The organism is Rossellomorea sp. ABR4_012 (genome assembly GCF_056159545.1).
Genome location: NZ_JBSWVK010000001.1, coordinates 643,215 through 669,628, shown reverse-complemented (window position 1 = coordinate 669,628; position 26,414 = coordinate 643,215). Strand labels below are relative to the sequence as shown.

The window sequence follows — 26,414 nt, the reverse complement described above, 5'->3', positions numbered from 1 at the left end:
CTGGTTCTGTTATGTTATCTAATAGGCTAATAATAAGGTGAGGGACACAAATGAGAGCAGATAAACATAAAAAGAAGAAACGAACTTGGATGCGGGTGATCGGAATCGTCGTCTTGCTTATGCTGCTTGGCGGAGGCGCCTATGCATACAGTATCTATTCATCCTTGAACAGCGCTGTGGAAACGATGCACACGCCGATCGATCGCGATAAATCATCCAAGCGTACCAAAGAAGTGAAATTTACGGACAAAGATCCCTTTTCCGTTCTATTATTGGGTGTCGACGAACGGGAGAACGATAAGGGCCGTTCCGATACGATGATCGTGCTCACTGTGAATCCGGATAAAAAATCTGTTAAGATGCTGAGCATCCCGCGTGATACATTAACGGATATTGTCGGTCACGGAACAAGAGATAAGGTCAACCATGCCTACGCATTCGGCGGCGCTGAAATGGCAATGGATACGGTCGAAGAGATGCTGGATATTCCGATTGATTATTACGTTCAAATCAATATGGAAGGATTTGAAGACATCGTCAATGCGGTTGGCGGCATCACCGTTAACAATGACCTTAACTTCCAGGCGGGCGGTTATTCCTTCCCTGAAGGATCAATTGATTTAAACGGCAAGAAAGCTCTGGCTTACACAAGAATGCGTAAGGAAGACCCTAGGGGTGATTTCGGAAGGCAGCTGCGGCAGCGCCAGATCATTCAGGGCATCATCCGTGAAGGGGCAAGTGTTTCAAGCCTATGGAAGTTTGATGATATCTTCGATGCATTGGGAAGCAACGTGAGAACGAATATGAAATTCGAGGAAATGGTCGATATCCAGAAGCACTATAAGGATGCTGCAAAAGATATCGAACAGATCAAGATTGAGACTGGTTCCGGGACAAGGATTGATAATATCTACTATTATGTCATTCCGGATGAGGAATTGATGAGTATTCAAGATACGTTAAAGAAACATTTGGAACTGAATTAATGTGCAATAGGAAACCCGCGCTTTAAACAGCGCGGGTTTCTCTTATGTTATCTGGATTCTTTCTTTTGTTCCTGCAGGAAGGCTTCTTCAGCCTCAGGCCCAAGTAAGGCTGACGCCTTTCCGATCGTTCCATCCTGAAGCCTCCAGATTGAATTGTGGTGGCTTACGGCATTGGAAAAGTCCCCTTCTTTCCAACTTGTCAGTATCTCTCTATACAAGCTCTCATTCTCATATTTATTGACATCCAATTGTTTCAACAAAAAGTTGATTCTTCCTTCCGTGATTTCAAAGAAAGACCATTTCTCTTTTGCTTGAACCTTTTGATGGCTCATAGCGTGAATATATTGCTGGATATATGTCTCCTTTAAAGGTGTCTTTACGTTCTCCTCAAATGGGTTCGGCATGCTTACGTCTACTGAAGAATCTGACGCCTCACCGTCTGCCTCGACTGCTCCACCTGAATCCACAGTGCTCTCACCAGATTCCGCTTCCCTTGCCGGCTGATCCAGATTACCTACCATCAGATAGACCCCTATCACTGTCAGTAACAAGACACTCCCCAATATGTACATAACAAGTTTCTTGTTCATTAACGTGCTCCCCTCTTTATCTCTCTATTAAACTATTTCTATACCTAACGGCGAATCCCTTTAGTATGTTACCATTTATTTCATGATTTTGGATAATGAAGCTTCTGGCGGGGGCACTTATTCCTGTGTTGATCGTCATTTTGGGTGACAAAAGCCGGCGGAATGATTCCGCCGGCTTTACTATAATCTAAATTCGAAACGAAGAATTAAAATGTTCTATATCCAGCAAACCGTGGTGACCAGTAAGTGTTGTTTAGCTTGGACACCTCTACTCCGCTGTCGGATGCGTGGATGAATTCACCATTTCCAAGATAGATGCCCATGTGGCTGATGCCAGCCTTGTACGTATTTTTAAAGAAGACCAGATCGCCAGGCTTCGGATTTGAAATGGCCGTTGATTTACTATAGTAGCCAGATGTATTCGTACGAGCGATGTTTGTGCCCGCTTGATTGAACACGTAATAAATGAATCCGCTGCAATCGAACCCGCTAGGTGAAGTGCCTCCCCATGCATATCGGGTCCCGATATGCATTTTCGCTTCTTTAACTACAGATGAAGTGCTACCGTCAGCTTTCGCAGAACTGATGGAAAGCTTTTGCCCGACATAAATAGTGTCCGAGGTTAAGCCGTTCCAGGATTTGATCTGTGAAACACTCACATCGTATCGCCCAGCGATATGAGATAGCGTATCGCCTGATTGGACAGTATAAGTTCCGGTTGTCGGAGCCGGCTGAGTTGTTGAAGTGGGTGCAGATACCTTAAGGACTTGTCCAGGATGGATGACGTCGCTTTTAAGGTTGTTCCATTCTTTCAGTTCAGCTACATAGACATCGAACTTCTGTCCGATTTTAGAAAGATAGTCACCGGATTGGACTGTATATGTCTTAGCAGATGATGTTGTTGGAGCGGATACTTCTAACACCTGGTTGACATAAATCATATCTGACGTAAGTTCGTTCCAATTTTTTATGTTCGAGACGGATGTATCATATTTATAAGCGATCTCCGATAACGTATCACCGGATTGAACGCGATAAGAGGCAGCATCAACAGAATTAACAGCAAGTGACGAGACTAGAGCAGCAGTTGTAACAGCAATGATCGTTTTCTTCAAAAGATAATTCTCCTTCTTCATGTAAAATTTTCTTGCTTTTCCATTATGAAAGAAAGAGATTGATATTTTAAGAGGTTTATTATGGTAATTGATGAATAATTATGATGAACTACCATTGTAATAAGGATTGGTATTTTATGGACCTATTACCAGTTTACCTTTATAAGTGGTACGACAATTATAGAAAGCTAAGTCTTGAACTGAAAACAACAGCTGAAAATTTTTAGCGATTTTCATTCGACAAATATCTACATAATCCGCACCATCTCTGTATTCTGAATGAATTGTGAAATTATACTAATGTAAACGCTAACTTTTTCCGTTGACAACTTGTATATACATGAATACAATGAAGATACATCTTGTATATACAACAAGACCTCTAAATAATGTAAGCGTTTATGTTTTAACTAAAAAAACCGTGTAATAGCATATTTAGAGACGTTTTTCACAAACTATTTAGGGGAATTCCATTAATAGAATTGAAAGCGGGTACATGACAGGCTTTCGACAATTTCACGGAACTGCCCAGGCGGTTTCGATAACCAGGGAGGGAATTTCATGAGCGTGAGCAAAGAATCCGTTCGCGAGATAATTGAAGCGATTGGCGGTAAGGAGAATATCCAGACGGCCACTCACTGTGTGACACGCCTTCGTTTAGTGTTGAAGGATGAGAAGAAAGTAGACAAAGAACGTTTGGAAGAGATTGATATCGTTAAAGGGTCATTCTCCTCTAACGGGCAGTTCCAAGTTGTCATCGGACAAGGCTTGGTCAATAAAGCGTATCAAATTTTAGCTGAAGAAACAGGTCTTGAGCAGGCATCGAAGCAGGATGTTAAAGATGCTGCGACTCAAAACCTGAATCCATTGCAACGTGCGATCAAGACGCTTGCTGATATCTTCATTCCGATCCTGCCGGCGATCGTAACGGCCGGTTTACTTATGGGTCTGAATAATATCCTGACGGGCCCCGGCATTTTTTATGATGAAAAATCTGTGATTGATGTTCATCCACAATGGGCGGATCTTGCAAGTATCATCAACCTGATTGCCAATACGGCCTTCGTGTTCTTACCTGGGTTAATTGGTTGGTCAGCGGTTAAACGTTTCGGCGGAAGTCCGTTACTCGGTATCGTTTTAGGACTTATCTTAGTACATCCTGATTTGATGAACGCTTGGGATTATGGTAAAGCTGATGAAATCCCGACATGGAATCTCTTCGGCCTTGAAATCGATAAGATTGGATATCAGGGGCAGGTATTGCCGATTCTATTCGCATCCTACCTCTTAGCGAAGATTGAAATGTTCCTGGATAAACGGGTCCATGATTCGATTAAATTGCTTGTGGTTGCACCAATTGCGTTATTGATCACTGGTTTCGCTTCATTTATCTTAATCGGCCCAGTAACATTCTTCATTGGTAATCTATTGACTGACGGCGTTGTGTGGGTATTCGATTCTGTATCCTGGTTAGGTGGATTACTATACGGTGGTCTTTACGCAGTTATGGTTATCACAGGTATGCACCACACCTTCCTTGCAGTAGACCTTCAGCTAGTCGGAAGTCAGGGAGGAACATTCCTATGGCCGATCCTTGCGCTATCCAACATCGCTCAAGGTTCAGCTGCACTTGCTATGATGTTCGTTGCCAAGAAAGAAAATGAAAAACTGCGCGGCCTCGCCGGTACTTCAGCCATTTCAGCTTATCTTGGAATCACTGAGCCTGCGATGTTCGGGGTCAACCTCCGATACCGCTATCCATTCATCTCAGCGTTGATCGGATCAGCTATCGGCGGCGTGCTGCTTGCGATGACGGGGACCAAAGCATTCTCCATCGGTGTAGGCGGACTGCCTGGATTCCTTTCCATCATCCCGGAATACTGGATCCCATTCTTCATCGGAATGGCCATTGCAATTGTCGTACCTTTCGTGTTGACGATGATTTGGTCTAGATTTAGTAAGAATAAGCTTGTGTAAAAAGAGAAAGATAACAGTTTTTATGGGGTCAGACCCCCGCTGCGGTGATGCGTTACCGCAGCTAGGGACGGACTTTCATTAAGCATAAATAGAGATAACAGTAGACGAACTTGTATATACAAGTTAAAATGAGGGGGCGAGATTGACCAACAGTGAAAAAATAGATATCACTGTTGGTCCTCCCCTCTTTTTTCTTTTTCACAAAAAATGATTTGATGAGTACGTGACTTTTGGGTGTCCTCTAGATTGTAAAAACAGGATTATAGCCTGTTCCAGCTTCTGATTGGAGTGGGAGACGAAGACTCCTGCGGGAAAAGCGTGTTAGGTGAGACTCCGCAGGAGCTTTAGCGACGAGGAGGCTCACCAACCGCCCGCGGAAAGCGAAGTCTCCCACGGAAATCAAAAGCAGTATTAGAAGTACTAACTAAGTAATGAAAGGTGCGAATCAAAATGAAACAACCATGGTGGAAAAACTCCGTCGTCTATCAAATCTACCCGAAAAGCTTCAACGACACGTCAGGTAACGGCGTCGGCGACATCAAAGGAATCACACAAAAACTGGACTACCTAAACAAGCTAGGCATCGACGTCGTATGGCTTACACCGATCTACAAGTCCCCTCAGCGCGACAACGGCTACGACATCAGCGACTACTTCAACATCCACGAAGAATACGGCACAATGGAAGATTTTGATGAACTTCTCGAAGAAGCCCATAAACGCGGAATCAAAATCATCATGGACATCGTCATTAATCATACATCAACAGAAAATCAGTGGTTCATTGAGTCGCGAAAATCGAAAGACAATGAATACCGTGACTTCTACATCTGGAAAGACGGCAAGCAGGATGGTTCCGAGCCGACTAACTGGCAGTCGAAGTTCGGCGGGAATGCGTGGCAGTATGATGAAGAAACCGGTCAGTATTACCTTCACCTCTTTGACGTGACACAGGCTGACCTGAACTGGGAGAATGATAAAGTCCGTACAAAGCTTTACGACATGATGCACTTTTGGCTGAGAAAAGGCGTCGACGGCTTCCGACTGGACGTCATCAATCTTATTTCCAAAGACCAGGATTTCCCGGACGATGATGGATCAGTGGCCCCGGGTGACGGACGCAAGTTTTACACGGACGGTCCGAAAGTTCACGAGTATATGCAGGAGATGAATAAAGAAGTCTTTTCTCATTACGACATCATGACGGTCGGGGAAATGTCATCAACGACGATCGACAACTGCATCAAGTATTCAAATCCTGACCGCAACGAACTCAGCATGACGTTCAATTTTCACCATCTGAAAGTGGACTATCCAAACGGCGAGAAATGGTCGGTGGCGGAATTTGATTTTCTAAAATTGAAGGATATACTGTCGACTTGGCAAAGTGAAATGCACAAGGGCGGCGGCTGGAACGCGCTATTCTGGTGCAACCACGATCAACCGCGTATCGTGTCCCGATACGGTGACGACGGCGAATATCGAATCGAATCAGCGAAGATGCTTGCTACTACAATTCACATGATGCAGGGTACGCCTTACATCTATCAAGGCGAGGAAATCGGCATGACCAACCCGAAATATACAAGCATCGATGAATATCGCGATGTCGAGTCAATCAACATCTTCAATATATTAAAAGAAGAAGGCAAATCCGAGGAAGAAATCCTTGAAATCCTTCGCCACAAATCACGTGACAACTCAAGAACGCCCGTCCAGTGGAATGCAGAAGAATACAGTGGATTCACTTCTGGCACGCCTTGGATCCCGGTTGCGAAGAACTATAAGGAAATCAATGTGGAACAAGCACTGGCTGACGAGGACTCTGTCTTCTACCACTATCAAAAACTGAACAATCTGCGTAAAGAATACAGCATCATTGTCCACGGCGATTATCAACTGATCCTTGAAGATCATCCTGAGATTTTTGCCTATGTACGTAATGGAAACAATGAAAAACTGCTAGTAGTCAATAATTTCTATGGAAAAGACACAGCGTTCACTCTCCCATCCGAAGTTGATGTCGAGGGCTGGTCTAGTGATGTTTTATTATCCAATTACGAAGACACAGCGAATGAATATAGCAACTTTACATTACGCCCTTATGAGTCTGTGGTCTTCCGATTAACGAAATAGCATTCAAAGGTACCTGCATATTGCGGGTACCTTTTATATTAAGGATTGATATGGAGATATAGCCCGGACTTTTTATAGATCTTGTTTTGGTAACTGATTATTTTTCAAGGTCGTTCCAGCTTTTGATTGGAGTGCAAGACGAAGACTCCTGCGGGAAAAGCGTGTTAGGTGAGACCCCGCAGGGAGGTACGACCGAGGAGGCTCACCAACCGCCCGCGGAAAGCGAAGTCTTGCACGGAAATCAAAAGCGGTCAATACAAATGCATCAATAAAACAAATCTATACAAAAAACTGTAAAGAAAATACCGGTAAATCCGACACATTTCCCGAGAAATATGTCATAATGTAGACACAACATCAGGAGGAGGGATTCCATGCCATCTACCAACCAACTTCAGAACATCATATACGAAATGGAAAAGAAGCGTTCAGAGCTTCAATCCTTCGCTCTTGTCAATGGCTTCACCCATCCTGTCACCCTTAAGATTAGTCAGGAACTTGATGAACTATTTAATCTTTATACCGCCGAAGCACATAAGAATGATGATGATTAAATACATAAAAAATAGACTGCCGCAGCAGTCTATTTTCTTTATTCATTCTCTTGATCCCCTTCATTCGCTAGGAAGAAAATAGCCGCTACCTTCCAACCATCATCTTTCTTATGGAATACAGTTACTTGCTTACCAGAACGGGTCACTTCTTTATCGCTGTTTGGATCCTTCGTAGTTGCCTCTATTTCTGCATAGACATCCGCTTTCTTCCCGGCATAGTTGATGATTTTCACATTTTCCACAGTACGCTTGGAGTCAACAGCGTCAAAGATTTGTTTCACATAACGCTCTTCATCTTCATACTTGAAATTTACCGGTGTATTCGAAATCACACTCATATAGGATTCGAAATCCTCTGCATTAAACGCATCGATATATTGATTAAAGGCTTCAGTAATAGCCGTTTTCTCTTCGGCGGGAATGTTTTCCGCTTCTTTTAAAGCGCCGGCATCTTCGACAATCTCTGTCGTCTGAGTTAGAGATGCAGCTTCATCTGTTGCAGGATCATTTTTAGCATCCTCATTCGGCTGTACTTCTTCTGTATCCTTCTTTTCTTCCTTTGCTTCCTCTTCTCCTCCGCAAGCGCCTAATAACAGCGTACTCATTCCAATTCCCAGCATGATTTTTTTCCAATGTTGTGTCGACAATACTCTTCACCCTTTTCTAAAATTTGCACTATCTCCATTCTATTGAAAATATTCGCAACACTCAAGTTCATTCTCATTTTCCCGCGACATTATGGTAAAATAATAGATGGTGATAATATGACGAAAAGTAATAAATACAAACAAATCTTTGAAGACCTGTCTAAAAAAATCCAGGACGGGACCTACAAGACGAATACCATCCTCCCATCTGAGAACGAACTGGCAGTGATCTATTTCACTTCTCGTGAGACCATTAGGAAAGCGCTTACACTATTGGCGCAAAAAGGACTTATTCAGAAGCTGCGCGGAAAAGGCTCTCTGGTCCTTGATGTGTCGAGAATGGATTTCCCGATTTCAGGACTGGTGAGTTTTAAGGAGCTCCAGTCTTCGATGGGACGGGAGGATATCGAAACCACCGTTCACGAGTTTGGTCTCGCGAATGCAGGGGCAGGAAGCAGCCTTTCTTCTATATTTGAAGTCTCCGCCGACACAGAAATCTGGAATGTCGTACGCTCCCGGCAGATCCAGGGCGAGAGAATCATTTTGGACAAGTCTTATTTCCTAAAGTCTGAGGTTCCTCTGCTGACAAAGGAAATCTGCGAGAATTCAATCTATGAGTATCTGGAGAATGAATTGGAACTTCCGATCGACTTTGCCAAAAAGGAAATCGTAGTAGAGGAATGTACGGATGAGGATCGCAGCTATCTTGATCTGAACAAGTATGATCATGTGGTGGTCGTGAAGAATTATGTGCATTTGAAGGATGCTACGCTGTTTGAGTATACGGAATCGCGCCACAGGCTGGATAAGTTCAGGTTTGTGGATTTTGCTCGGCGGAAGCATTAGGTAAAGTATACCTCTTGCAGGTGTGATTCATTGGTGCCAGGCATCGTTTTAGTTTTGGGCTGGCACCAACAACCATTTAGAAGCATCATCCATTCTGAATAGACATTATTACTTTAGTTCCTTTACTTCTACATTTTGTGAATTAATATAAGAGGTGTCTCCTTCTATTATTGAGTATACGTATAATTGACTGCCTTGTTGTACTATTTCACCCCTATCCTTGGATAAAGAGTAGTATATCGTTGTTCCAAAAAACTTTACTTTTGTATCAATGATATTTATTCGACTGTTCTCATCTTTAACTACCCTTGTTAAGAAAATATATTGCTTGCTGTTGTACGAAGTACTATAAAAGAACTCCGTACCCTCTCGACTTGGAAAAAATCTAGTTGATTTCTCAAGGAACTTTAAAATTCCTTGTTGTACTTTGTCCGGTGCCTGCTCTAAAGACAACTGTTTAAACCTTGGAGGATTTGCCTTTAATTCTTTTTTTGAACTTATTACAAGGCCAACAAGTGGGAAGATAATAATCAGTATTACAATCAAAGTAACTAGATTTTCTATATAATTTACCCCCTTTTGTATTTTAGTGCATTCTTAGAATCCTTATTATTAGCTTACAAAATTTTTAAACATAAAAAAACAACCCTCCATCAAAAAGGGCTGCTTTCCTAACAACAAATTACTAACCTGTATTCTATTTATCGCACCTCAACCCAGCCATTCTTAATCGCTGTAACAACGGCCTGCGTACGATCGTTCACATTCATTTTCTGAAGAATGTTACTCACGTGGTTCTTAACGGTCTTTTCACTGATGTACAGTGCCTCACCAATTCCACGGTTGCTCTTACCGTCAGCAAGCATTTGCAGTACTTCGCATTCGCGGCGGGTTAATAGATGTAACGGGCGGCGAACTTCGGATTGCTGGAATCCACCAGAATTTTGAGCATTTGCCAGGCGCTTGTATTCTGCTACCAGGTTATGCGTAACCTTTGGATGAACGTAAGATCCACCTTCCGCAACCACTTTGACAGCATTGATCAGTGCTTCAGAATCCATTTCTTTCAGAAGATATCCTAATGCTCCTGTCTTCAATGCGTGGTTCACGTAGTTTTCGTCATCATGTATGGAAAGGATGATGACCTTTGTGTCAGGATATTTGTTCATCAGTTCGCGAGTGGCTTCCACTCCGTTTGTTTCCGGCATGTTGATATCCATTAATACGACATCGGGTTCGTGGGATTCAACCAGGTTGATTGCTTCAGAACCGTCGTCCCCTTCAGCTACTACGTTGAAAGAAGGTTCAAATTCCAAGATACGTTTAACCCCTTCTCTGAATAACTGGTGATCGTCAATGATAACAATATTTGTTGCCATGTCATTCGCCTCCCTAATCCTTCGAAAAATTTACTTATTGAGCGGAACTCCAATAATAACGACAGTTCCTGCCCCTACTTTTGAGTCAATCGTGATGTCTCCTTCGAGAAGGTCGACACGCTCTTTCATCCCCATGATACCAAAGGATCCTGTTTTCTGAGCTTCTATATCGAATCCTTTGCCGTCGTCTTTGACGACAACGGTTATTTTGTCTTTCTTTACTTCTACTTTAACTTGGATATGTGTCGATTCAGCGTGCTTCAACGCATTCTGTACACATTCCTGAACCATACGGAACAAGGCGACTTCGTATTTTGACGGAAGCCTTACATCTAGTCCGATGTTCACGAATTGAATACTAGTTCCATGGTTATACTCTTCGATGGTGCTTAAGTATTTTCTGAGGGTCGGAATCAAACCAAGATCATCGAGTGCCATCGGTCTGAGATCGTAGATGATGCGGCGGACCTCATAAAGTGCGGACCGGACCATCTTTTTCAAGTCGCGGATTTCTTTGATCGCTTCATCTGATCCTTTTTCCCTGTATACCCGGTCGATCAGATCAGATCGCATCAGGACGTTGGCCATCATCTGCGCAGGACCGTCATGGATTTCACGGGATAAACGTTTCCGCTCTTCCTCTTGTGCTTCAATGATCTGCAGCCCGAAATCCTGCCTCTGCTTCGCATCCTCCAGCGCTTCATTTACTTGTCTCAAATCACTATTGAGATAATTAAGGACAACGGATATCTGCGTGCATAGATGCTCGGCGCGATCGATCGTGTCCCCCAGCGACTGTAAGCGTCTTTGAAGCTCATCCCGGCGGTCACGCAGCTGCTTCTCAAGCTGCCTGTTAATCGAGATCTTCACTTGCAGGTCATGAGCCACTTCATACGCTTCCCTGACTTGCGTCTCTGAGTATGTCTGGAAATGCTTGCTCACTTCAGAAAGCCTGAGTCTGGCATGCCTTGATTTCCGGGTCAAATCATCCCCTTCATCAATGACCTTGATGACCATTTCTTTCACTTCTGCTAATTCACTTGTCAGCTCTTCAAAATCGTTTCGGCATTGTTCACCGATCTGGAAGATTTCATCCTTACTCTGGTCGACCGTATCCACCATTTTCTCAAGAATGATATCCAGCAGCTTGGTGTTAATTTTTTTTAGTGACACGGTACACCCCTCTTTTGGTTCCACGATTCGTTTACACCCAGTAAGAAATTTTGCTGATTCTTCACAAAGGTATTATCCTTCTATAATAAGTAATCGATTATTTTCATCCGGCTGTTGAAAGTTTTTGCATGTCCAACTACCTATAATCTCATTTATAAAATATACCTATTAGAATTTCAATACAAAATCATTAAACTCCTTTATTCATCTAGGCATATTTCTCGGCAATACTTCTATATAAGGGTTTTCCCGGTTTTTCACATTTGGTTCGCAAGCAGATTCAAAAGAGACCATTCACCTACGAACATAAGTTAGGAACACAAGAAGTATTACTTTCAGCGTCAATTATACCATGTCATATATTGTCGGAGATTAAAGTTTCGTTACATTGTATTACCATTATTTCATGTAGAACCATTTATTTCCTTGTCGAATTTTCAGATTCTGTGCAATTTTGCTCTAAGTCCTTTATAGTAAGAAGAGAAATAAAACCTATGATTTATACCCTTATTACATATATGATAAACATTTTTATTGAGAGGAGAATGACATTTGTTACACCACTATAATACCGTCAAAGGTTACGGCGAAAATGAAATCAACATCGAACGTTCAAGATTCATCACCTACGTAAACCGTGCGGAAAATGAAGAAGACGCTCAAGCCTTCATTGCTGACATAAAGAAAAAACACTGGGATGCAAACCACAACTGCTCTGCATATATGATCGGGGCAAATAATCTGATCCAAAAAGCGAATGATGACGGGGAACCAAGCGGGACTGCGGGAGTTCCTATGCTTGAGGTGTTAAAAAAGCGTGACCTTAAAGATACGGTAGTCGTTGTCACACGTTATTTTGGCGGCATTAAATTGGGGGCTGGCGGACTAATCCGCGCATATGGGAGAGCCACCTCTGAAGGCCTTAACGCTACAGGGATTGTCGAAAGAAAGCTGATGCGCATCATGAAAACCAAAATTGACTACACCTGGCTGGGGAAGGTGGAAAATGAAGTACGCTCCTCCCATTACAAACTGAAAGAAATCCACTATCTCGATGCTGTTGAAGTCGAGGTTTATGTAGAAGAAGCGGCAAAAGAACAATTTACCGAATGGATGACAGAACTCACCAATGCGCAAGGGAAAATTTCAGAAGGCGAAGTCGAATACCTGGAAACTTTAGCACAGTAACTACCGTTGGACAGTCGTGGAACTTTTAATAGAATTACCATTAAAGAGTAACTGAATCGTAATATTACTTATTATTTTAAATCCTTCCCCAATCGTTTATAATGAATAATGGATAAAACTAAAAGGATGATATGAATGCAGGACTTCAATCAGGAGAGACTTCGTCATCGAAGGGCGATCCGAAGAAAAAGAAGAAAGAGAATCATACTATCAATTATTACTTTATTCCTCATTATTACTACTGCAGGATTAAGTCTAATGGCATATAAATCCTATTCAGCTTTGGATGGGACATACAAAGAAATCGAACGTGGTGAAAAATCTAAATTGCGGGATGAACAGGTTTATGTTTCTGACGACCCCTTCTCTGTTCTTTTACTTGGAGTCGAGGATTACTCCGACGAATACGATCAAGGAAGATCAGATACCATCATGGTCGCGACCTTTAATCCAAAGGATCAAACGATGAAATTGATCAGCATCCCCAGGGACACATTAGTGGATATACCGGGTTATGAAGAGAACAAAATCAACCATTCTTACTCGTATGGCGGGAAAGAGTTGGTCATAGATACAGTAGAGGACTTCTTGGATATTCCTATCGATTATTATGTAACAGTGAATTTCGACGGCTTCAAAAACATCATTGATGAAGTGGGCGGCGTCACCGTTGACGTTCCTTTTGATTTCTATGATATAAATAAGGATTGGGAAAAGTTCACCTTTAAAGAAGGTGAGCAAAAGCTGAATGGCGAAGAGGCCTTGGTTTATGCCCGGATGCGCAAGAAAGATCCCCGCGGGGACTTCGGCCGTAATGAAAGACAGAGACAAATTGTAACGAGCCTCATGGATAAAGTGTTATCCCCAAAAACGTTCTTAAAGGCTGATGATTTGGCTGAAGAAGTTGGAGATAATATCGAAACGAACATGAAAATCAAAGAAGGTTTGGCCTTTGTTCAAAAGTATAATGATTTCTCAAAATCTTCACTTGAACAGATTGAGTTCAGCGGTGCTGACCAATACTACAGCGGTGTATATTACTTTATTCCCGATGAAGAGAAAACAGAAGAAATCAAAGAAGAACTGCAAAACCACCTTGATTATACAGTACCTGAAAACACAGCTGAAAATGAGGAAACTTCATACTAAAGAAAAAGTGAACTATCAATTCTCTGATAGTTCACTTTTTTGCTTAATCTCTATATTCTTTAAACAGTTCAGGGACGATGAGTAGAAACAGGCTCAGCATAATACCGACTAAAAATCCAAATACCGCTCGTTTTATAGGGTTTTTATAGGATGTTTCTGAACTGACTTCTTCTAGTAATCGAGTTTCTCTGATATTTTTGATTGTCATTTTAGTGTCTTCCATAAACTCAAATTCTTCTTCTACCAGGTAACCCCTTGCCGCTTCGGTATTATCAACTTTTTTTTCAAAATCTTTTAATAATGTTAATTTCTCATTATATTTATTTTTTGATTCTCTTTCAAAATAATCTGCTATACCCTGTACTATTTGTTCAGCTTTTTCTTTATCTGGTGAAGTATACTTGAAAACGAGTATATCATCCTCCTGTGCATCTATATTCAGACCGTTTTTCAATTCTTCTAAAGAATAGTCTAAATCCGCATCTTCTTTTATCGGTTCTAAGTATTCAGTTGTTTTAAATAGTTCTTTTACTTTACTTCCACCTGTCAGCTGCTCATTCTCAAAATTCCCTAATTCAAACGGAACACTGGCAGTATAAGTTGTCTCCTTCCCCATCTCCATAAAGAAAGCTACTCCAGCCGTAATAAGCGGAATGATCAAAAGCAGGATGAAAAATCTTTTAAGTCTGTGAATGATTGACAAACCCATTTGTTTTAGCACTTACATCTTCACCTTTCGTTTTCATATAAACAAATCCGATACAGACACCTATAAACAGCCAATTATAAGGAAGAGCCATGAATGAATTGGGACTTATGCTGGCCATCGTAAATGCACCAAGTCCGCACAGCAGTGCTTCTGCCATTAGACGTTCACTTTGATGGGTACACTTCTTTAGAATTTTAACCAGCTGTACAAATAAGTACACTAACAATACAACATAGCCGGTAAATGTTATCACACCATAGTGGACAAGAACTTCTGCCCACCAATTATGAACGTTGTAATCTCCGAATGTATTGTAGAACTGGGATTCCTTCATATATAATTCAATGTTACCCGGTCCCACGCCGAATCCATACGTATTCTCAACAAAGACTTTTACATTCTTCAAGAGATTCTCTCTAATACTGATGGAATCCTCCTGACCCTCGGTTGGAAGTAAGGTCTTTATTACCCCGTACACTTTTTCCGCACCCGCAGCCACTCTTTCCGACATGAAAATGAAAACAGGGACAGATAAGATGGTACCTATAACCGCTATTTTCAACCTTTGGAGGGGTTTTAACACAAAGATAAACCATACAAACAGTCCAATTAATACAGCGATATAATTCGCCCTGGATGAAGCTGCAACGATCAGGTAGACAGAAAGAAGAAATCCTGCGGTACCAACTGCTTTATAGAGAAGGGCTTTACCGTTTTTAAGTAAAGATAGAAAGAAGAAACTCGCAATCGCCAAGAAGCTGGCAAAGTCATTCTCATTGGTGAAAACCGCTGTAGGGATATTTTTCTGATATTGGGCAACCGTGTTTATTCTCGAAACAGGCAAATGAATTTGAAAAAAATGATTAATGAGACCGATAGCAATGAGTAATAGAGACATCACAATCCAATAAAAGAATAATTCTTTATAATCCTTCTTATTCTTGTATACGAGAAGGATGAAGTAGATGGTCAGTAATCCGCTTAGGAGGAAGATAATATCCTGAATGGTGTTCATGGTATTAATGGACCAGGAAAGTGACAGAAAAGCATAAAAAATCCAAAATAATCCCAGGTAAGTAAAAGAGTTATCCTTAAGGGACTTCAGTGAATGTAGAATCGTATGATTCCGGTAATAGAAATATCCAGCTAACATAAACGCACAGAGTCCGAGAAAGATTCGAAAAGGATAGACGGTGAATCCGGCCACCTTGAATAGAGGAACAGCCGCTCCTATAAATGAGGAGATGACTAATAAGCTTACCGCAATGTGAAATCTGTGAGCTCCTTTCCACCATTTATGCCAGATGAAAATGAATCCAGCCAGACCAATCACTCCGACGGATGTAAGAAGAAAGAGCTTTTGAAGGTTAATTCCTTTTTGCATGGCAGCCAGGTAGAAGAGCAGAAGGATGGCTCCACCTAAAACGAACGCGATATTATATTTTGATTTCAAGTATGTATTCATTGAGCATCACCTAATAATTAGAGGCTGTACAAAACAGCCTCTAACAAGATTATTGATTTCTTAGCAGTTGATCATCCGGAACCTTGCGGAGAGGCTTGGCAGGAGAACCCACAACCAGAGTTTCCGGCTCGACATCTCTTGAAACAATGCTACCAGCAGCCACTGTTCCATCTTCATGGATGACTTTACCTGGAAGAATTAACGCGTTCGCTCCAATTCTTCCTCCTTCTTTCACAGTGACACCTTTAAATTTATCATATCGTTCTTTAGAACGTGCCATATAGTTATCGTTGGTTGTGACAACGTAAGGAGCGACAAAGACATAATTGCCCAAAGTGGAATAAGCAGTGATATAGCAGTTTGTTTCTAGCTTGCACTTCTCTCCCACTGTACAGTCATTCTCTACGGAGACCCCGCGGCCGACGATTGTCTGTCTGCCGATTGTCACTCTTTCTCTAACGGTTGCCAGGTCTGCAACAAACACTTCTTCCCCAAGTTCTGCGTTTGCATAAATGATGGAAGATGTACCCAAGGTAGTCCCGTCACCGATGATGGCAGGCGGGAGCTTCTTCACTTCTGGAAGAATTGAATTCTTCGCACGGGCCGGCTGTTTTCCGATGACTACGTTATCTTGGATCATGACATTGTTTCCTATTTTGGAACCGGCATAAATGATGACATTGTGTCCAACCGACACGTTCTCCCCAAATTCCACACCGTCTTCAATAACAACATTCTGTCCTATTTTTACAGGCTTCATTTTATTTCCCCTTTATCCTTTGTAGAACTCTTTGATATTAGCCACTACATATTCCTGCTGTTCTCTTGTTAACTCAGGGAACATTGGTAAAGAAATCGCTTCTGCTGCCGCTTTTTCCGTTTCAGGAAGGTCTCCTTCTTTGAAACCTAACTCTTTGAACACAGGCTGTAAGTGAAGCGGCTGAGGATAATAAATCATCGTCGCCACACCTTGTTCCTTCAGGTATGCCTGTAACTCATCACGTTTCGGCACTCTGATTGTGTACTGGTGATACACATGGTGGTTAAATTCCTCTTCATAAGGAGTAACAACGATATCACTCAGTTCTTTGTTAAGTAATTCATTGTAATAATAAGCATTTTCACGTCGTTGATCGCTCCAATCATCTAAATGCTTGAACTTCACATTTAAGATCGCAGCTTGAAGTTCATCAAGACGACTGTTGTAACCCAGCACATGGTGATAGTACTTCGGCTTACTTCCATGTACACGGAGTACGCGCATACGTTCACCGACTTCGTCATCGCTGGTAATGATCATACCCGCATCTCCATATGCACCCAGGTTCTTTGTAGGGAAGAAGCTGTAACATGCAGTGGTGCCAAGCTCGCCCACTTTCTTGCCTTTGTATAGGGAACCGATGGCTTGCGCGGCATCCTCGATGATGGCGATATTATGCTTATCTGCAACTTCCTTGATCTTTTCCATATCAGCCATTTGTCCATACAGGTGAACAGGGATGATTGCTTTTGTCTTAGGTGTGATTGCAGCTTCAATTTTTTCAGGATCGATATTATATGTTTTAGGATCAATATCGACAAATACTGGTGTCGCTCCCGCTCTCGCAACTGCTCCAGCTGTAGCGAAGAAAGTAAAGGATGGAACGATCACTTCATCACCAGGTCCGATTTCCAGCCCCAAAATGGAGATATTTAGTGCATCAGAACCATTTGCAACACCGATTCCATGTTTCGCATTGCTATACTCTGCTACGGAAGCTTCTAAATCCTTAACATTCTGACCAAGGATAAAATGTGCTTTGGACATGACCTCTTCCATTGCTGTATGAATTTCTTCTTTTAAATTCTGATATTGTTCAGTTAAATCTAACATAGGTACTTTCATTGGGCATTCTCCTTGTTTTTAAAATGATTTTGTTTACAAACCGAGAGAAATTGATCAGAGAGCTTCTCAATATTGTGGTGCTCGTCCAAATAACGGTAACCATTCAGCTTAATCGCTTGTTTCTCTTCACTTGTTAAGTTTAATAAAGACTCTAATCCTTTTGCAAATTCTTCCGGTGCTTCAGGAGTGACAGTGATCCCTGCTTCAGCATTTGCCACGATATCATTGAATACCCTGCCGGAAAAGATGATCGGCTTACCGGAGAGCAGATAATCATTCAGTTTATTTAAGCTGATTCCATATTGATATAGATTCGTATCAAGCATCGAAACCATTAAGACATCGGCAAGATTCAAAGTGGACAGCACTTCTCTCTTAGGTATGCCGTCAAGGAAAAATACATTGTCCAGACCAAGTGTTTGGGCTTGTTTTTTCAAGTTCCCCTTTTCAGGTCCCTCTCCTACAAATACAAACGCAGTATCTTTTCTTGGTAATTTAGAAGCTGCATTTACGATTGTATCCAATGAATTGGCAACCCCATGAGAACCTAAATACATGGCAATATGAGAATAATTTTCTCTTATATTATCCAATGTCGATTCAAGGGATGCCTCATTTTCCAATTCTTGAATCTTATCCAAGTCTATTCCATTCGGAATATAAACAATCTTATCTTTTGGAATCCCCAAGGACGTGATATATTTATAAGCCCCAGGAAGTGTGACGATAATCTTCTCAGACTTTTTATAAACAAATTTTTCAATCCATCCGAACAATAGAGCCACGGGATGATTCTTGGAAAAGGCACCAAAATCAATCAATGTCTTTGGCCATAAATCACGGATTTCCACAATGAACGTTGCACCCTTTAGCTTGCTTAAAATGTATGCTGCCAAACAAGCAAACAGATGGACGGAGGAACCTACGATCACGTCAGGCTTCTCTTTTTTCTTCATCCCTCTTTTAACAGCTGTCAACATATAGCTCATCATATTTAAGAGCCTCTTTGGACCGTTCCCGTTATAAGGAAGTGTCCATACCCACTCGAATAATACTCCGTTTACATTCTCTGAGTAACTCTTTTTTTCAGGGTTCCGCCATTTAAATAGATAGACTAAGAAACTGCTGGCGAATATGGTGATTTCATGACCTTTATCCGCCATATGCTTAGATAAGTCATAATGACGTGTTATCCCTGTTTCATTAGGTTTTAATGCTACTGCATTGAGTATCCAAATTTTCAACAATTTTCACCCTTTAAAGCCATTATAAACTCTTATAAAGCTCAACTAACCGGACACTTTCCTGTTCCCAGTTATATTTATTCATGATTGCCTGACGCCCATTCTCACCCATTTTTCTTGCTTCTTCCTTGTTAGTCAGAAGATACCTGACTGCATCCGCAATTTCACTCGGGCTCATCGGATCAACACAGATTCCGCATTGAGCATCTTCGATGATCCCCCTCCATAAAGGAAAATCACTTGCTATGACAGGTAGTCCGGCTGACATATATTCAAACAACTTGATCGGGTAAGAAACGACATATCGTGGTTCCGGATGAAGAATGACTAAACCAACAGAAGAAGTATTCAAAAGGTTCGACACTTCTTTTCTGTTTACATATCCTTCAAAGTCGACATGGTTCCACCCGTCCAATTGTTCCATTTCATTCTGAAGGGAAGGAGGTGCAAACGCTCCGGCTAAATGAAGAGTGACGTCTGACGATGTGTCTTTGTTCAACTCCTCCATTGAGCGAACCATCTCTTCTATTCCCCGCAGTTTTGTTATTCCACCGATGTAAACTATTTTGTTCAAATCCATTGGTTTTTCTGAATCAGCAGAACCTTCTCCTATTAATTCATTCATAATCGGAAAATTATGAATGGTAACAGAGTTCTGTTGATATGTAAGAAACCGTTCATTGATTGTAGGGGTAGCTGTCACAACAGCATCAAATCTATTGGAAGCATACTTTTCCAACCCTTCAACCATTCTGGATACTAGTTTTCTGAGAGGCTTTGGAATCCATTGTTTCGAAAGTACTTGCTGAGGCACATCCTCATGTACGTCGTAAATGACTTTTTTACCTTTGGATTTCAAGAGCAGCCCGACTGGCAGCAGCTCGGGATCATGGAAGTGATAAACGTCCGCATCCACTTCAAGCGCTTTTTTATAAACACTCTGAGGACCCTTGATCATTCTAAGATAGCGATTGGATGATTTGACGGGAGCCCCTATTATGTCTACACCATTCTTCGTATATGATTCACTGTTTCCGACTACTAAGCTTACGTTAAATCCCGCATCGCTCAGATAAGAACATTCTTTCACAAAAATTCGAATATCTTCAGTTGGATGAACAGAAGTTAAATGACAAACTTTCAAGTTATATCCCTCTTTCGGAGAACACTGGTAAAAAGAGTCCATGTGAAGGGACTCTTTCTACTGTGATTTATAAACGATAATAATTTTTTATGCCGTCACGATAATTTTTCATAGCGTTTCTTGTATCAAAGATGACAGGTGATTTCTCAGCAATCATTTTGTAATCAAAGCTGCTATGGTCAGTTGTGATCAGGACAAGGTCTGCATTCACAAGTGCTTCTTCAGTCAAATCAACAGGCTCGATAACTTGACCGTTTAATCTGAACTGCTTCACGTGTGGATCAACCACGGTAAAGTCAGCACCTTCTTTACTCATTTCACTTAAAATATCTAATGCAGGTGACTCACGAACATCATCAATGTCTTTCTTGTAAGCAACACCTAACACAAGTACTTTTGCCCCGTTAAGTGATTTTTGGTTCTTATTCAGGATTTGCATACTGCGGCTGACTACATACTCTGGCATCGCATTGTTGATTTCACCGGCAAGTTCAATCAGCTTCGTATGATATTTATACTCCCTTGCTTTCCACGTTAAGTAGAATGGGTCGATAGGGATACAGTGTCCGCCCAGTCCAGGACCAGGATAGAACGGCATGAAACCATATGGCTTTGTTGCTGCAGCATCAATGACTTCCCATACATCGATACCCATACGGTTGCACAGTACTGCCATTTCATTTGCTAATGCAATATTGATATGACGGAATGTATTCTCGAGGATTTTTTCCATTTCAGCAACTGCAGGTGAGGACACTTCGTGTACGTCGCCTTCAAGAACACTCTTATATAATTCAGCAGCTACTTTTGTACAGTTAGGTGTTATACCGCCAACCACTTTTGGTGTGTTCTTCGTATTAAAATCCTTGTTACCCGGATCCACACGCTCAGGAGAATACGCAAGGAAGAAATCTTCCCCTGTTTTCAATCCTGTTCCTTCAAGAATCGGCTTAAGGATTTCCTCAGTCGTACCTGGATAAGTCGTGCTTTCAAGTACAATTAGCATACCAGGGCGCATGAATTTAGCAATTTCCTTACCGGAACTTTCAACATATGATGTATCCGGCTGCTGGTACATATCCAATGGGGTAGGAACGCAAATAGCTACTGCATCCACTTCCTGGATCATTGAATAATCTGTTGTTGCAAGTAGTTTCTTATCCTTGATTATTTCTGCAAGTTCTTCGTCCACGACATCTCCAATGTAGTTGATGCCGTCATTCACCATGTCCACACGTTTTTGTTGTACATCGAATCCAATCACATTATAGCCGGCTTTTGCTTTCTCAACTGCAAGCGGTAAGCCTACGTAACCCAGGCCTACTACGCCGATTGTAGCTTCTTTGTTTGTTATTTTATCGAAAAGCGTTTGAGCTTGTGCTGATAAGGTCGTTTCCATTAGTGATCCCATCCTTAATTAAGAATAATTGGTTTATTGTGTTCAGCTGATTCATATAAAGAAATGACTAATTCCAGGGCTTTCCGGCCATCCAAACCTGTAACTACCGGCTCGCGGTCCTCTTTGATCGCTTCTACCATATCTTCAATGATGCGCTGGTGTCCAGGTTTTCCCCACGGGTCATTCTTTATGCTTTGGATTAATTGCTCAGTTTCTGTTTCGTCCATACCTTCAATTGTAAGGTGTTCTATGTGAAGGGCGTTTGCGCCGCTGATCTTCACTGTGCCTTTTTCACCAAAAATAGTGATGGATTCTTCAAAATTCTTAGGGTATATCGTAGTGGCTGCCTCAATTACACCCAGTGAACCATCTTCAAAGCGGGCAAGGCCTGTCGAGACGTCCTCTGCTTCAATATTTCTCAATCTTGTCGCAGCCATGCTGTAAACTTCTTTAACATCTCCCATTAACCATATAAGAAGATCAAGATTATGAATCGCTTGATTCATTAAAACCCCGCCATCCAGTGACTTGGTTCCTCTCCAAGGAGCCTGGTCATAATATTCCTGATTCCGGTTCCAGCGCACTGTCGCATTGGAGTGACTGATCTTGCCGAATACACCGCTTTGCACAAGTTCTTTAAGCGCCACGAATGCCGGTCTGAATCGATTTGGATGCACGACCGCAAGTTTTACGTTATTTTCTTCACAAGCTGTAATGATTTTATCCGTATCCTCTAATGTGAGAGCAATTGGCTTTTCAACGATTACGTGCTTATTCGCTTTTGCGATTTGTACCGCGATGTCAGCATGGAAGCCGCTAGGGGTACAAATATTTACCACATCTATATCTGAATTTAACATTTCCTCCAGGCTTGTATAACCTTTTACATTAAATTCACTTGAAAACATATCTACTCTTTCAGGTTGGGTATCGCAAACCGCTTCCAGGATTGCTCCATCTGCTTCTTGGATTGCAGTAATATGTTTCTTTGCAATATGTCCACAACCGACTATGCCAAACTTGATCATTCCATTACCACCTATCTCAAATATACTCAATTGGTCGCACTACCTATCATACACAAAATGATAGAATTTTGGGTTATAAATATTTTTCAATTTGGTTACATAAAAGATTTTGTTAATTTTTTTGCTGTATTCCTCAGTAATATAATATCCGCCTTCCGCAGAATCAACAAACTTAGAGGCTTCACTTTCGTTTCTCGAGAATATATTATCACTTTTATCACAAAACTTAAAATATAAGTAATAGTAGAAGCAATGGCTGCGCCTTTTATCCCTATAGACGGGATGAGGATCAGGTTAAGGATAACATTTAACACGACATTGAATATTGATACGTACATATTGAGTTCCGGTTTACCCCGTCCTGCTAAATCGTTTGATAATAGTTTCTCTACTGCCAGAACAACTATACCCGGAATTAATAATTGAAGCATCAACGAGCTGCTCTCGTACTCATTATTCAAGATAACATCAAAGATAAAGTCTGATAATACAAATACGACAATACCCAAAAGAATCATGAATAATGTCATGATCCTAGTAACCAGGCCCGTTATCTTGTTCCGATCAACTGTTTCTGATGAAGAAGAGATTCTCGGCAGCAGCACACTGGAAATGGATTGCGAAAAGATCGACAGCCGCTCCCCTATATTTACAGCAGCGGAGTATATCCCTACCGGCCCTTTCCCCAAGAAAAAGCCTAGCAGGAAGATATCAAGGCGATAATTCAAAAACGTCATGACGTTACTGATATGAGCTTTTATCCCATAAGTAACTGCTTCTTTCAAATATGTTTTCGAAAAGCTGTGAAAATCCAGCTTTAACTTGTCCTTAATAAATAAGTTCATTAAACAATACGTCACACTGCAGAAATATCCAAATCCGAAAGAAAACACAGCAGCTTCCAGTCCAAGATCAATAAATAATACTAATATCAATACCGATACAACTGTACCCATCTGTTGAATCAACAATGCGGTATTAAATGTCTTGAATTTTTGCTGGCCTTGGAAGATCGTTTGTAAAAAAATCATCCCTAACATAAACGGCAAAGCAAACAAGCTTGCAAATAACAGAGCCAGGTTCAATTCTTCAAACTTGGATTCTTTAAACATGAACATGACAATCGTCCCGATAAGGATTCCTGCTAAAGACAATAAACCAGCCATGATGACATTGGTATTAAAGATTTCCCTCAGTGAGTATTTTTCTCTGCTGACAAAATATATCGTCGAAGAATTCAACCCTAAATTCAGGAATGTCATAATCATCAGAGGAACATACGTGATTAAGGTATATTCACCGAACCCTTCCTTCCCCAGCGTTCGGCCCAGTACCGAAATAAGAGTGATGCCAATGACAATACTTGCAACCTGTCTCGTCAATGTGATTAAACTGTTTGAGAAAAAAGAACCTTTAGTATTCATGATCGTATAAAGCTCCTAATGACTGTAGATTTTCTGCAAAGCGCGCATAGTTGACATCACAGGAATATTCTTTTGCCCACGTGTGATAAGCCTCTTCTCTTTTCGGCTGCAAGCGTTCAGGCTGCTCGAATAAATCGTTTAATATCTTTGTTATCTGTCCAGGGTTAAAGTCCTTGTCCAACAGCCATCCATTGCTGTCGTTCACTACTTCGGTAGTTCCGCCTACATCGGTTGCTATGGCAGGAATCTTAGCACTAAACGCTTCCATGATCGTCACAGGAATCCCCTCACTTTCACTGACATTCAAGAACAGATCGAATGGTTGGCTTCCAAGAGTTCGAATGACTTCATCATTGGTAAGGTTCCCTGCAAGTTCCCCTTTACTATGTTCGGGAAACTCTTCAATGATGTTTTGAATTCTCTCTTTCTCAGGCCCATCCCCGATATGTACCCAGTGAATCGGTACAGAAGCATTCTTGATTGCTTCTGCAATCAGATGTACCCTCTTAACCGATTTTAAATAGGAGACAGAGATTAATTTCAATACGTCAGACTCCCGCTCATTATCTACATACGAAAGTTGTATTCCCTTTGTCCCCAGCCGGCTAATCTCAATTTTATGATTAATTTCAGGGAATTTATTTGTTAAATAATGTTTTCCATTACTTGAGATGCTGTACGTTTTATCCAAAGATCGTAAGACCTCTTCCTGCAATGGTAAATAAGGAAGTGGGTGCCTTTCAGAGTACAAATCTCCTCCATGGACTCGTGAAACAGCCTTTATGGACCGTTTTTCTTTTTCCATTGCAAGGGAAGCGGCTGCGGGAGTCAGCCAATACGAATAGTAAATGCTGCTGCCAGCTGCTGTTTCCTCGATTGAAGCCAATTGATTACGAATTTGGTTTGCATCTGCAGCCCATTTATACAACTTGAACTTTCCTTTAAAGCCAAATCTGCTGGCATTATTTAAATCCTTTTTATACCAGGATCGTATCTGAGATTTAGTAACCCCTTTAATAAGATTCACCATTTTTCTATACTTTAGGTTCTTAATGGGGCTTTTAAGAATTTCTACCCTTACATTTTCAGGCAATTCCCTGTTATGCGGACGGTCTAAATTCCAGCACTCCTGATTCGTAGGAACAATGATGATCTTCTCGAATTTCTCAGCTAAAACCTTTACTTCATTAAAAATAAATTCTTCTCCCGGCGAATAAGGAAAGCGGCTTGTGAGAAGAATAAGACTTTGAACTTGTTTCATTGCAAATCTCCTTAGAAATAAGATAAAAAGCTGCAGGAGTGCTCCCACAGCTTATTGACGCCCTAAGATTTTCTTATAGAAACTTAAGAAAGGTTTATGTTTTTCATTTACCAGGCCAATAACCTCAGCAATCATCTGAATCGTAATCAATAATGCCGCTATTAATAATACGGATCCCCACAATGTAGCTTTTGTAAAGATAATGGCACATATACTAAAGAATAATCCAAGAGCGTAAATGATCAACACTGTTTCTCTATGCGAAAACCCCATACTGATCAGACGATGATGCAAATGGGATTTATCAGGTGCTGATATCGGTTTCTTATTGACAACCCTTCGGATAATGGCAAAGATTGTATCAAATAATGGGACACCCAGTATCAATACCGGAACAACGAAACTGAAAAGCGTCACACTCTTATAAAGACCTAATAAAGATAATACAGCTATCATATAGCCCAAGAATAATGAGCCTGTATCCCCCATGAAAATCTTGGCAGGATGAAAATTATAGAAGAGGAATCCGACTGCACTTGCGAGTACAATCAAGGCAAGTGTCAATATAAGGACTTTCCCGTTCATAAATGCCATGAAGGCTATTGTAGCTAAACTTATGGATGATATCCCGGCTGCAAGTCCATCCAGTCCATCAATCAGATTGATCGCATTGGTAATTCCAATCACCCATAATATTGTCATAGGGATTGCCAGGAATCCAATATCGATGCGGTCGAAAAATGGAATGTATAAAAACTCGATAGTTAATCCAGAATATACCACAATACCGGCTGCAAGCAGCTGACCCAGCAGTTTGAGTTTTGGAGAGAGTGCAAACTTGTCATCCAATAATCCAACAGCGACGATGACCAATGCGCCTAATGTAATAGAGGCAATTGGTTCTTTATATAATCCGGAGGCGAAGTACCCGGCAAGGACTCCGATGAAGATGGCAAGTCCACCCATCCTCGGCATTGCCTTGGTGTGCACCTTCCGATGGTCGGGCTGATCAACCACGCCGATAAGCTTAGCAAGTTTTATAACCCATGGAGTGACAATAAGGACGGAGACAAAAGAAATTAGTACCGACAATAGTAGCGTAATGTCCATTATAT

At 41.3% G+C, this 26,414-nt stretch carries 23 protein-coding genes and 1 pseudogene; 8 read left to right on the top strand and 16 right to left on the bottom strand.

What is annotated here, in order from left to right; translation table 11 throughout:
* The first annotated feature begins 50 nt into the window (after positions 1-50).
* Entirely contained in the window at positions 51-986 is a 936-nt protein-coding gene (tagU, locus tag ACXAFV_RS03425) for a polyisoprenyl-teichoic acid--peptidoglycan teichoic acid transferase TagU (RefSeq protein ID WP_475124469.1), read from the top strand.
* Between the two features lie 47 nt (positions 987-1,033).
* Here tagU and ACXAFV_RS03420 read toward each other — a convergent pair whose 3' ends face one another.
* Together ACXAFV_RS03420 and ACXAFV_RS03415 are read right to left on the bottom strand one after the other, a co-directional pair.
* Positions 1,034-1,576: a DUF6241 domain-containing protein gene (locus tag ACXAFV_RS03420; protein ID WP_475124467.1), complete on the bottom strand. Its 543-nt coding sequence runs from the start codon at positions 1,574-1,576 to the stop codon at positions 1,034-1,036.
* Between the two features lie 206 nt (positions 1,577-1,782).
* Complete coding sequence (locus ACXAFV_RS03415) at positions 1,783-2,691, bottom strand: C40 family peptidase (protein WP_475124466.1); 909 nt, start codon at positions 2,689-2,691, stop codon at positions 1,783-1,785.
* 561 nt (positions 2,692-3,252) lie between these two features.
* Between ACXAFV_RS03415 and treP the strand changes: the two genes are divergently transcribed.
* From treP to ACXAFV_RS03395, 4 genes and pseudogenes are all read left to right on the top strand, one after another.
* Entirely contained in the window at positions 3,253-4,668 is a 1,416-nt protein-coding gene (gene treP, locus ACXAFV_RS03410; RefSeq protein WP_475124465.1) for a PTS system trehalose-specific EIIBC component, read from the top strand.
* A gap of 450 nt (positions 4,669-5,118) precedes the next feature.
* Positions 5,119-6,804 (top strand): alpha,alpha-phosphotrehalase, encoded by a 1,686-nt coding sequence (treC, locus tag ACXAFV_RS03405; RefSeq protein ID WP_475124464.1) that lies wholly within the window; start codon positions 5,119-5,121, stop codon positions 6,802-6,804.
* Positions 6,805-6,926: 122 nt separating this feature from the next.
* Positions 6,927-7,153, top strand: a pseudogene (locus tag ACXAFV_RS03400) (hypothetical protein).
* Positions 7,154-7,178: 25 nt separating this feature from the next.
* Positions 7,179-7,358, top strand: coding sequence for an aspartyl-phosphate phosphatase Spo0E family protein (locus tag ACXAFV_RS03395; RefSeq protein WP_475124463.1), 180 nt, complete (start codon positions 7,179-7,181; stop codon positions 7,356-7,358).
* A 38-nt stretch (positions 7,359-7,396) separates the two neighbouring features.
* On the opposite strand, the gene ACXAFV_RS03390 is transcribed toward ACXAFV_RS03395, so the two are convergent.
* Complete coding sequence (locus tag ACXAFV_RS03390; protein ID WP_475124462.1) at positions 7,397-8,005, bottom strand: DUF4440 domain-containing protein; 609 nt, start codon at positions 8,003-8,005, stop codon at positions 7,397-7,399.
* 117 nt (positions 8,006-8,122) lie between these two features.
* On the opposite strand from ACXAFV_RS03390, the gene treR reads away from it, so the two are divergent.
* Positions 8,123-8,851, top strand: a complete 729-nt coding sequence (gene treR, locus ACXAFV_RS03385) for a trehalose operon repressor (protein WP_475124460.1) — start codon at positions 8,123-8,125, stop codon at positions 8,849-8,851.
* A gap of 701 nt (positions 8,852-9,552) precedes the next feature.
* On the opposite strand, the gene ACXAFV_RS03380 is transcribed toward treR, so the two are convergent.
* Together ACXAFV_RS03380 and ACXAFV_RS03375 are read right to left on the bottom strand one after the other, a co-directional pair.
* Positions 9,553-10,230 carry a response regulator gene (locus tag ACXAFV_RS03380; RefSeq protein WP_475124459.1) on the bottom strand — a complete coding sequence of 226 codons (678 nt, stop codon included), beginning with the start codon at positions 10,228-10,230 and terminating at the stop codon, positions 9,553-9,555.
* Positions 10,231-10,260: 30 nt separating this feature from the next.
* Positions 10,261-11,403: a sensor histidine kinase gene (locus ACXAFV_RS03375; protein WP_475124457.1), complete on the bottom strand. Its 1,143-nt coding sequence runs from the start codon at positions 11,401-11,403 to the stop codon at positions 10,261-10,263.
* 552 nt (positions 11,404-11,955) lie between these two features.
* Here ACXAFV_RS03375 and ACXAFV_RS03370 point away from each other — a divergent pair.
* Both ACXAFV_RS03370 and ACXAFV_RS03365 read left to right on the top strand, forming a co-directional pair.
* Entirely contained in the window at positions 11,956-12,591 is a 636-nt protein-coding gene (locus ACXAFV_RS03370; RefSeq protein WP_475124455.1) for a YigZ family protein, read from the top strand.
* Between the two features lie 135 nt (positions 12,592-12,726).
* Positions 12,727-13,740 (top strand): LCP family protein, encoded by a 1,014-nt coding sequence (locus ACXAFV_RS03365; protein WP_475124454.1) that lies wholly within the window; start codon positions 12,727-12,729, stop codon positions 13,738-13,740.
* Between the two features lie 43 nt (positions 13,741-13,783).
* Here ACXAFV_RS03365 and ACXAFV_RS03360 read toward each other — a convergent pair whose 3' ends face one another.
* The 11 genes from ACXAFV_RS03360 to ACXAFV_RS03310 form a co-directional block, all read right to left on the bottom strand.
* Complete coding sequence (locus ACXAFV_RS03360; protein WP_475124453.1) at positions 13,784-14,461, bottom strand: YveK family protein; 678 nt, start codon at positions 14,459-14,461, stop codon at positions 13,784-13,786.
* Positions 14,421-15,914 carry an O-antigen ligase family protein gene (locus ACXAFV_RS03355; protein WP_475124452.1) on the bottom strand — a complete coding sequence of 498 codons (1,494 nt, stop codon included), beginning with the start codon at positions 15,912-15,914 and terminating at the stop codon, positions 14,421-14,423. Before ACXAFV_RS03355 ends, ACXAFV_RS03360 begins: the two co-directional genes overlap by 41 nt.
* Positions 15,915-15,963: 49 nt before the next feature.
* Positions 15,964-16,674: an acyltransferase gene (locus tag ACXAFV_RS03350; RefSeq protein WP_475124451.1), complete on the bottom strand. Its 711-nt coding sequence runs from the start codon at positions 16,672-16,674 to the stop codon at positions 15,964-15,966.
* Positions 16,675-16,686: 12 nt separating this feature from the next.
* Positions 16,687-17,799: a DegT/DnrJ/EryC1/StrS family aminotransferase gene (locus ACXAFV_RS03345; protein ID WP_175990078.1), complete on the bottom strand. Its 1,113-nt coding sequence runs from the start codon at positions 17,797-17,799 to the stop codon at positions 16,687-16,689.
* On the bottom strand, positions 17,796-19,043 hold the full coding sequence (locus tag ACXAFV_RS03340; RefSeq protein WP_475124449.1) for a glycosyltransferase family 4 protein: 1,248 nt from the start codon (positions 19,041-19,043) through the stop codon (positions 17,796-17,798). The genes ACXAFV_RS03345 and ACXAFV_RS03340 overlap by 4 nt, the downstream gene beginning before the upstream one ends.
* Before the next feature lie 22 nt (positions 19,044-19,065).
* Complete coding sequence (locus tag ACXAFV_RS03335) at positions 19,066-20,187, bottom strand: glycosyltransferase family 4 protein (RefSeq protein WP_475124448.1); 1,122 nt, start codon at positions 20,185-20,187, stop codon at positions 19,066-19,068.
* A 67-nt stretch (positions 20,188-20,254) separates the two neighbouring features.
* Positions 20,255-21,586: a nucleotide sugar dehydrogenase gene (locus tag ACXAFV_RS03330; RefSeq protein WP_475124446.1), complete on the bottom strand. Its 1,332-nt coding sequence runs from the start codon at positions 21,584-21,586 to the stop codon at positions 20,255-20,257.
* A 14-nt stretch (positions 21,587-21,600) separates the two neighbouring features.
* The gene (locus ACXAFV_RS03325) at positions 21,601-22,614 is read right to left on the bottom strand and encodes a Gfo/Idh/MocA family protein (protein ID WP_475124445.1); all 1,014 of its coding nucleotides are present in this window, start codon (positions 22,612-22,614) and stop codon (positions 21,601-21,603) included.
* Between the two features lie 95 nt (positions 22,615-22,709).
* Positions 22,710-24,038 (bottom strand): flippase, encoded by a 1,329-nt coding sequence (locus ACXAFV_RS03320; RefSeq protein WP_475124444.1) that lies wholly within the window; start codon positions 24,036-24,038, stop codon positions 22,710-22,712.
* A complete protein-coding gene (locus tag ACXAFV_RS03315) occupies positions 24,028-25,299 on the bottom strand; it encodes a glycosyltransferase (RefSeq protein ID WP_475124442.1) in 1,272 nt (423 codons plus the stop codon). The genes ACXAFV_RS03320 and ACXAFV_RS03315 overlap by 11 nt, the downstream gene beginning before the upstream one ends.
* 51 nt (positions 25,300-25,350) lie before the next feature.
* The gene (locus tag ACXAFV_RS03310; protein WP_475124441.1) at positions 25,351-26,409 is read right to left on the bottom strand and encodes a glycosyltransferase family 4 protein; all 1,059 of its coding nucleotides are present in this window, start codon (positions 26,407-26,409) and stop codon (positions 25,351-25,353) included.
* Positions 26,410-26,414 lie beyond the last annotated feature (5 nt).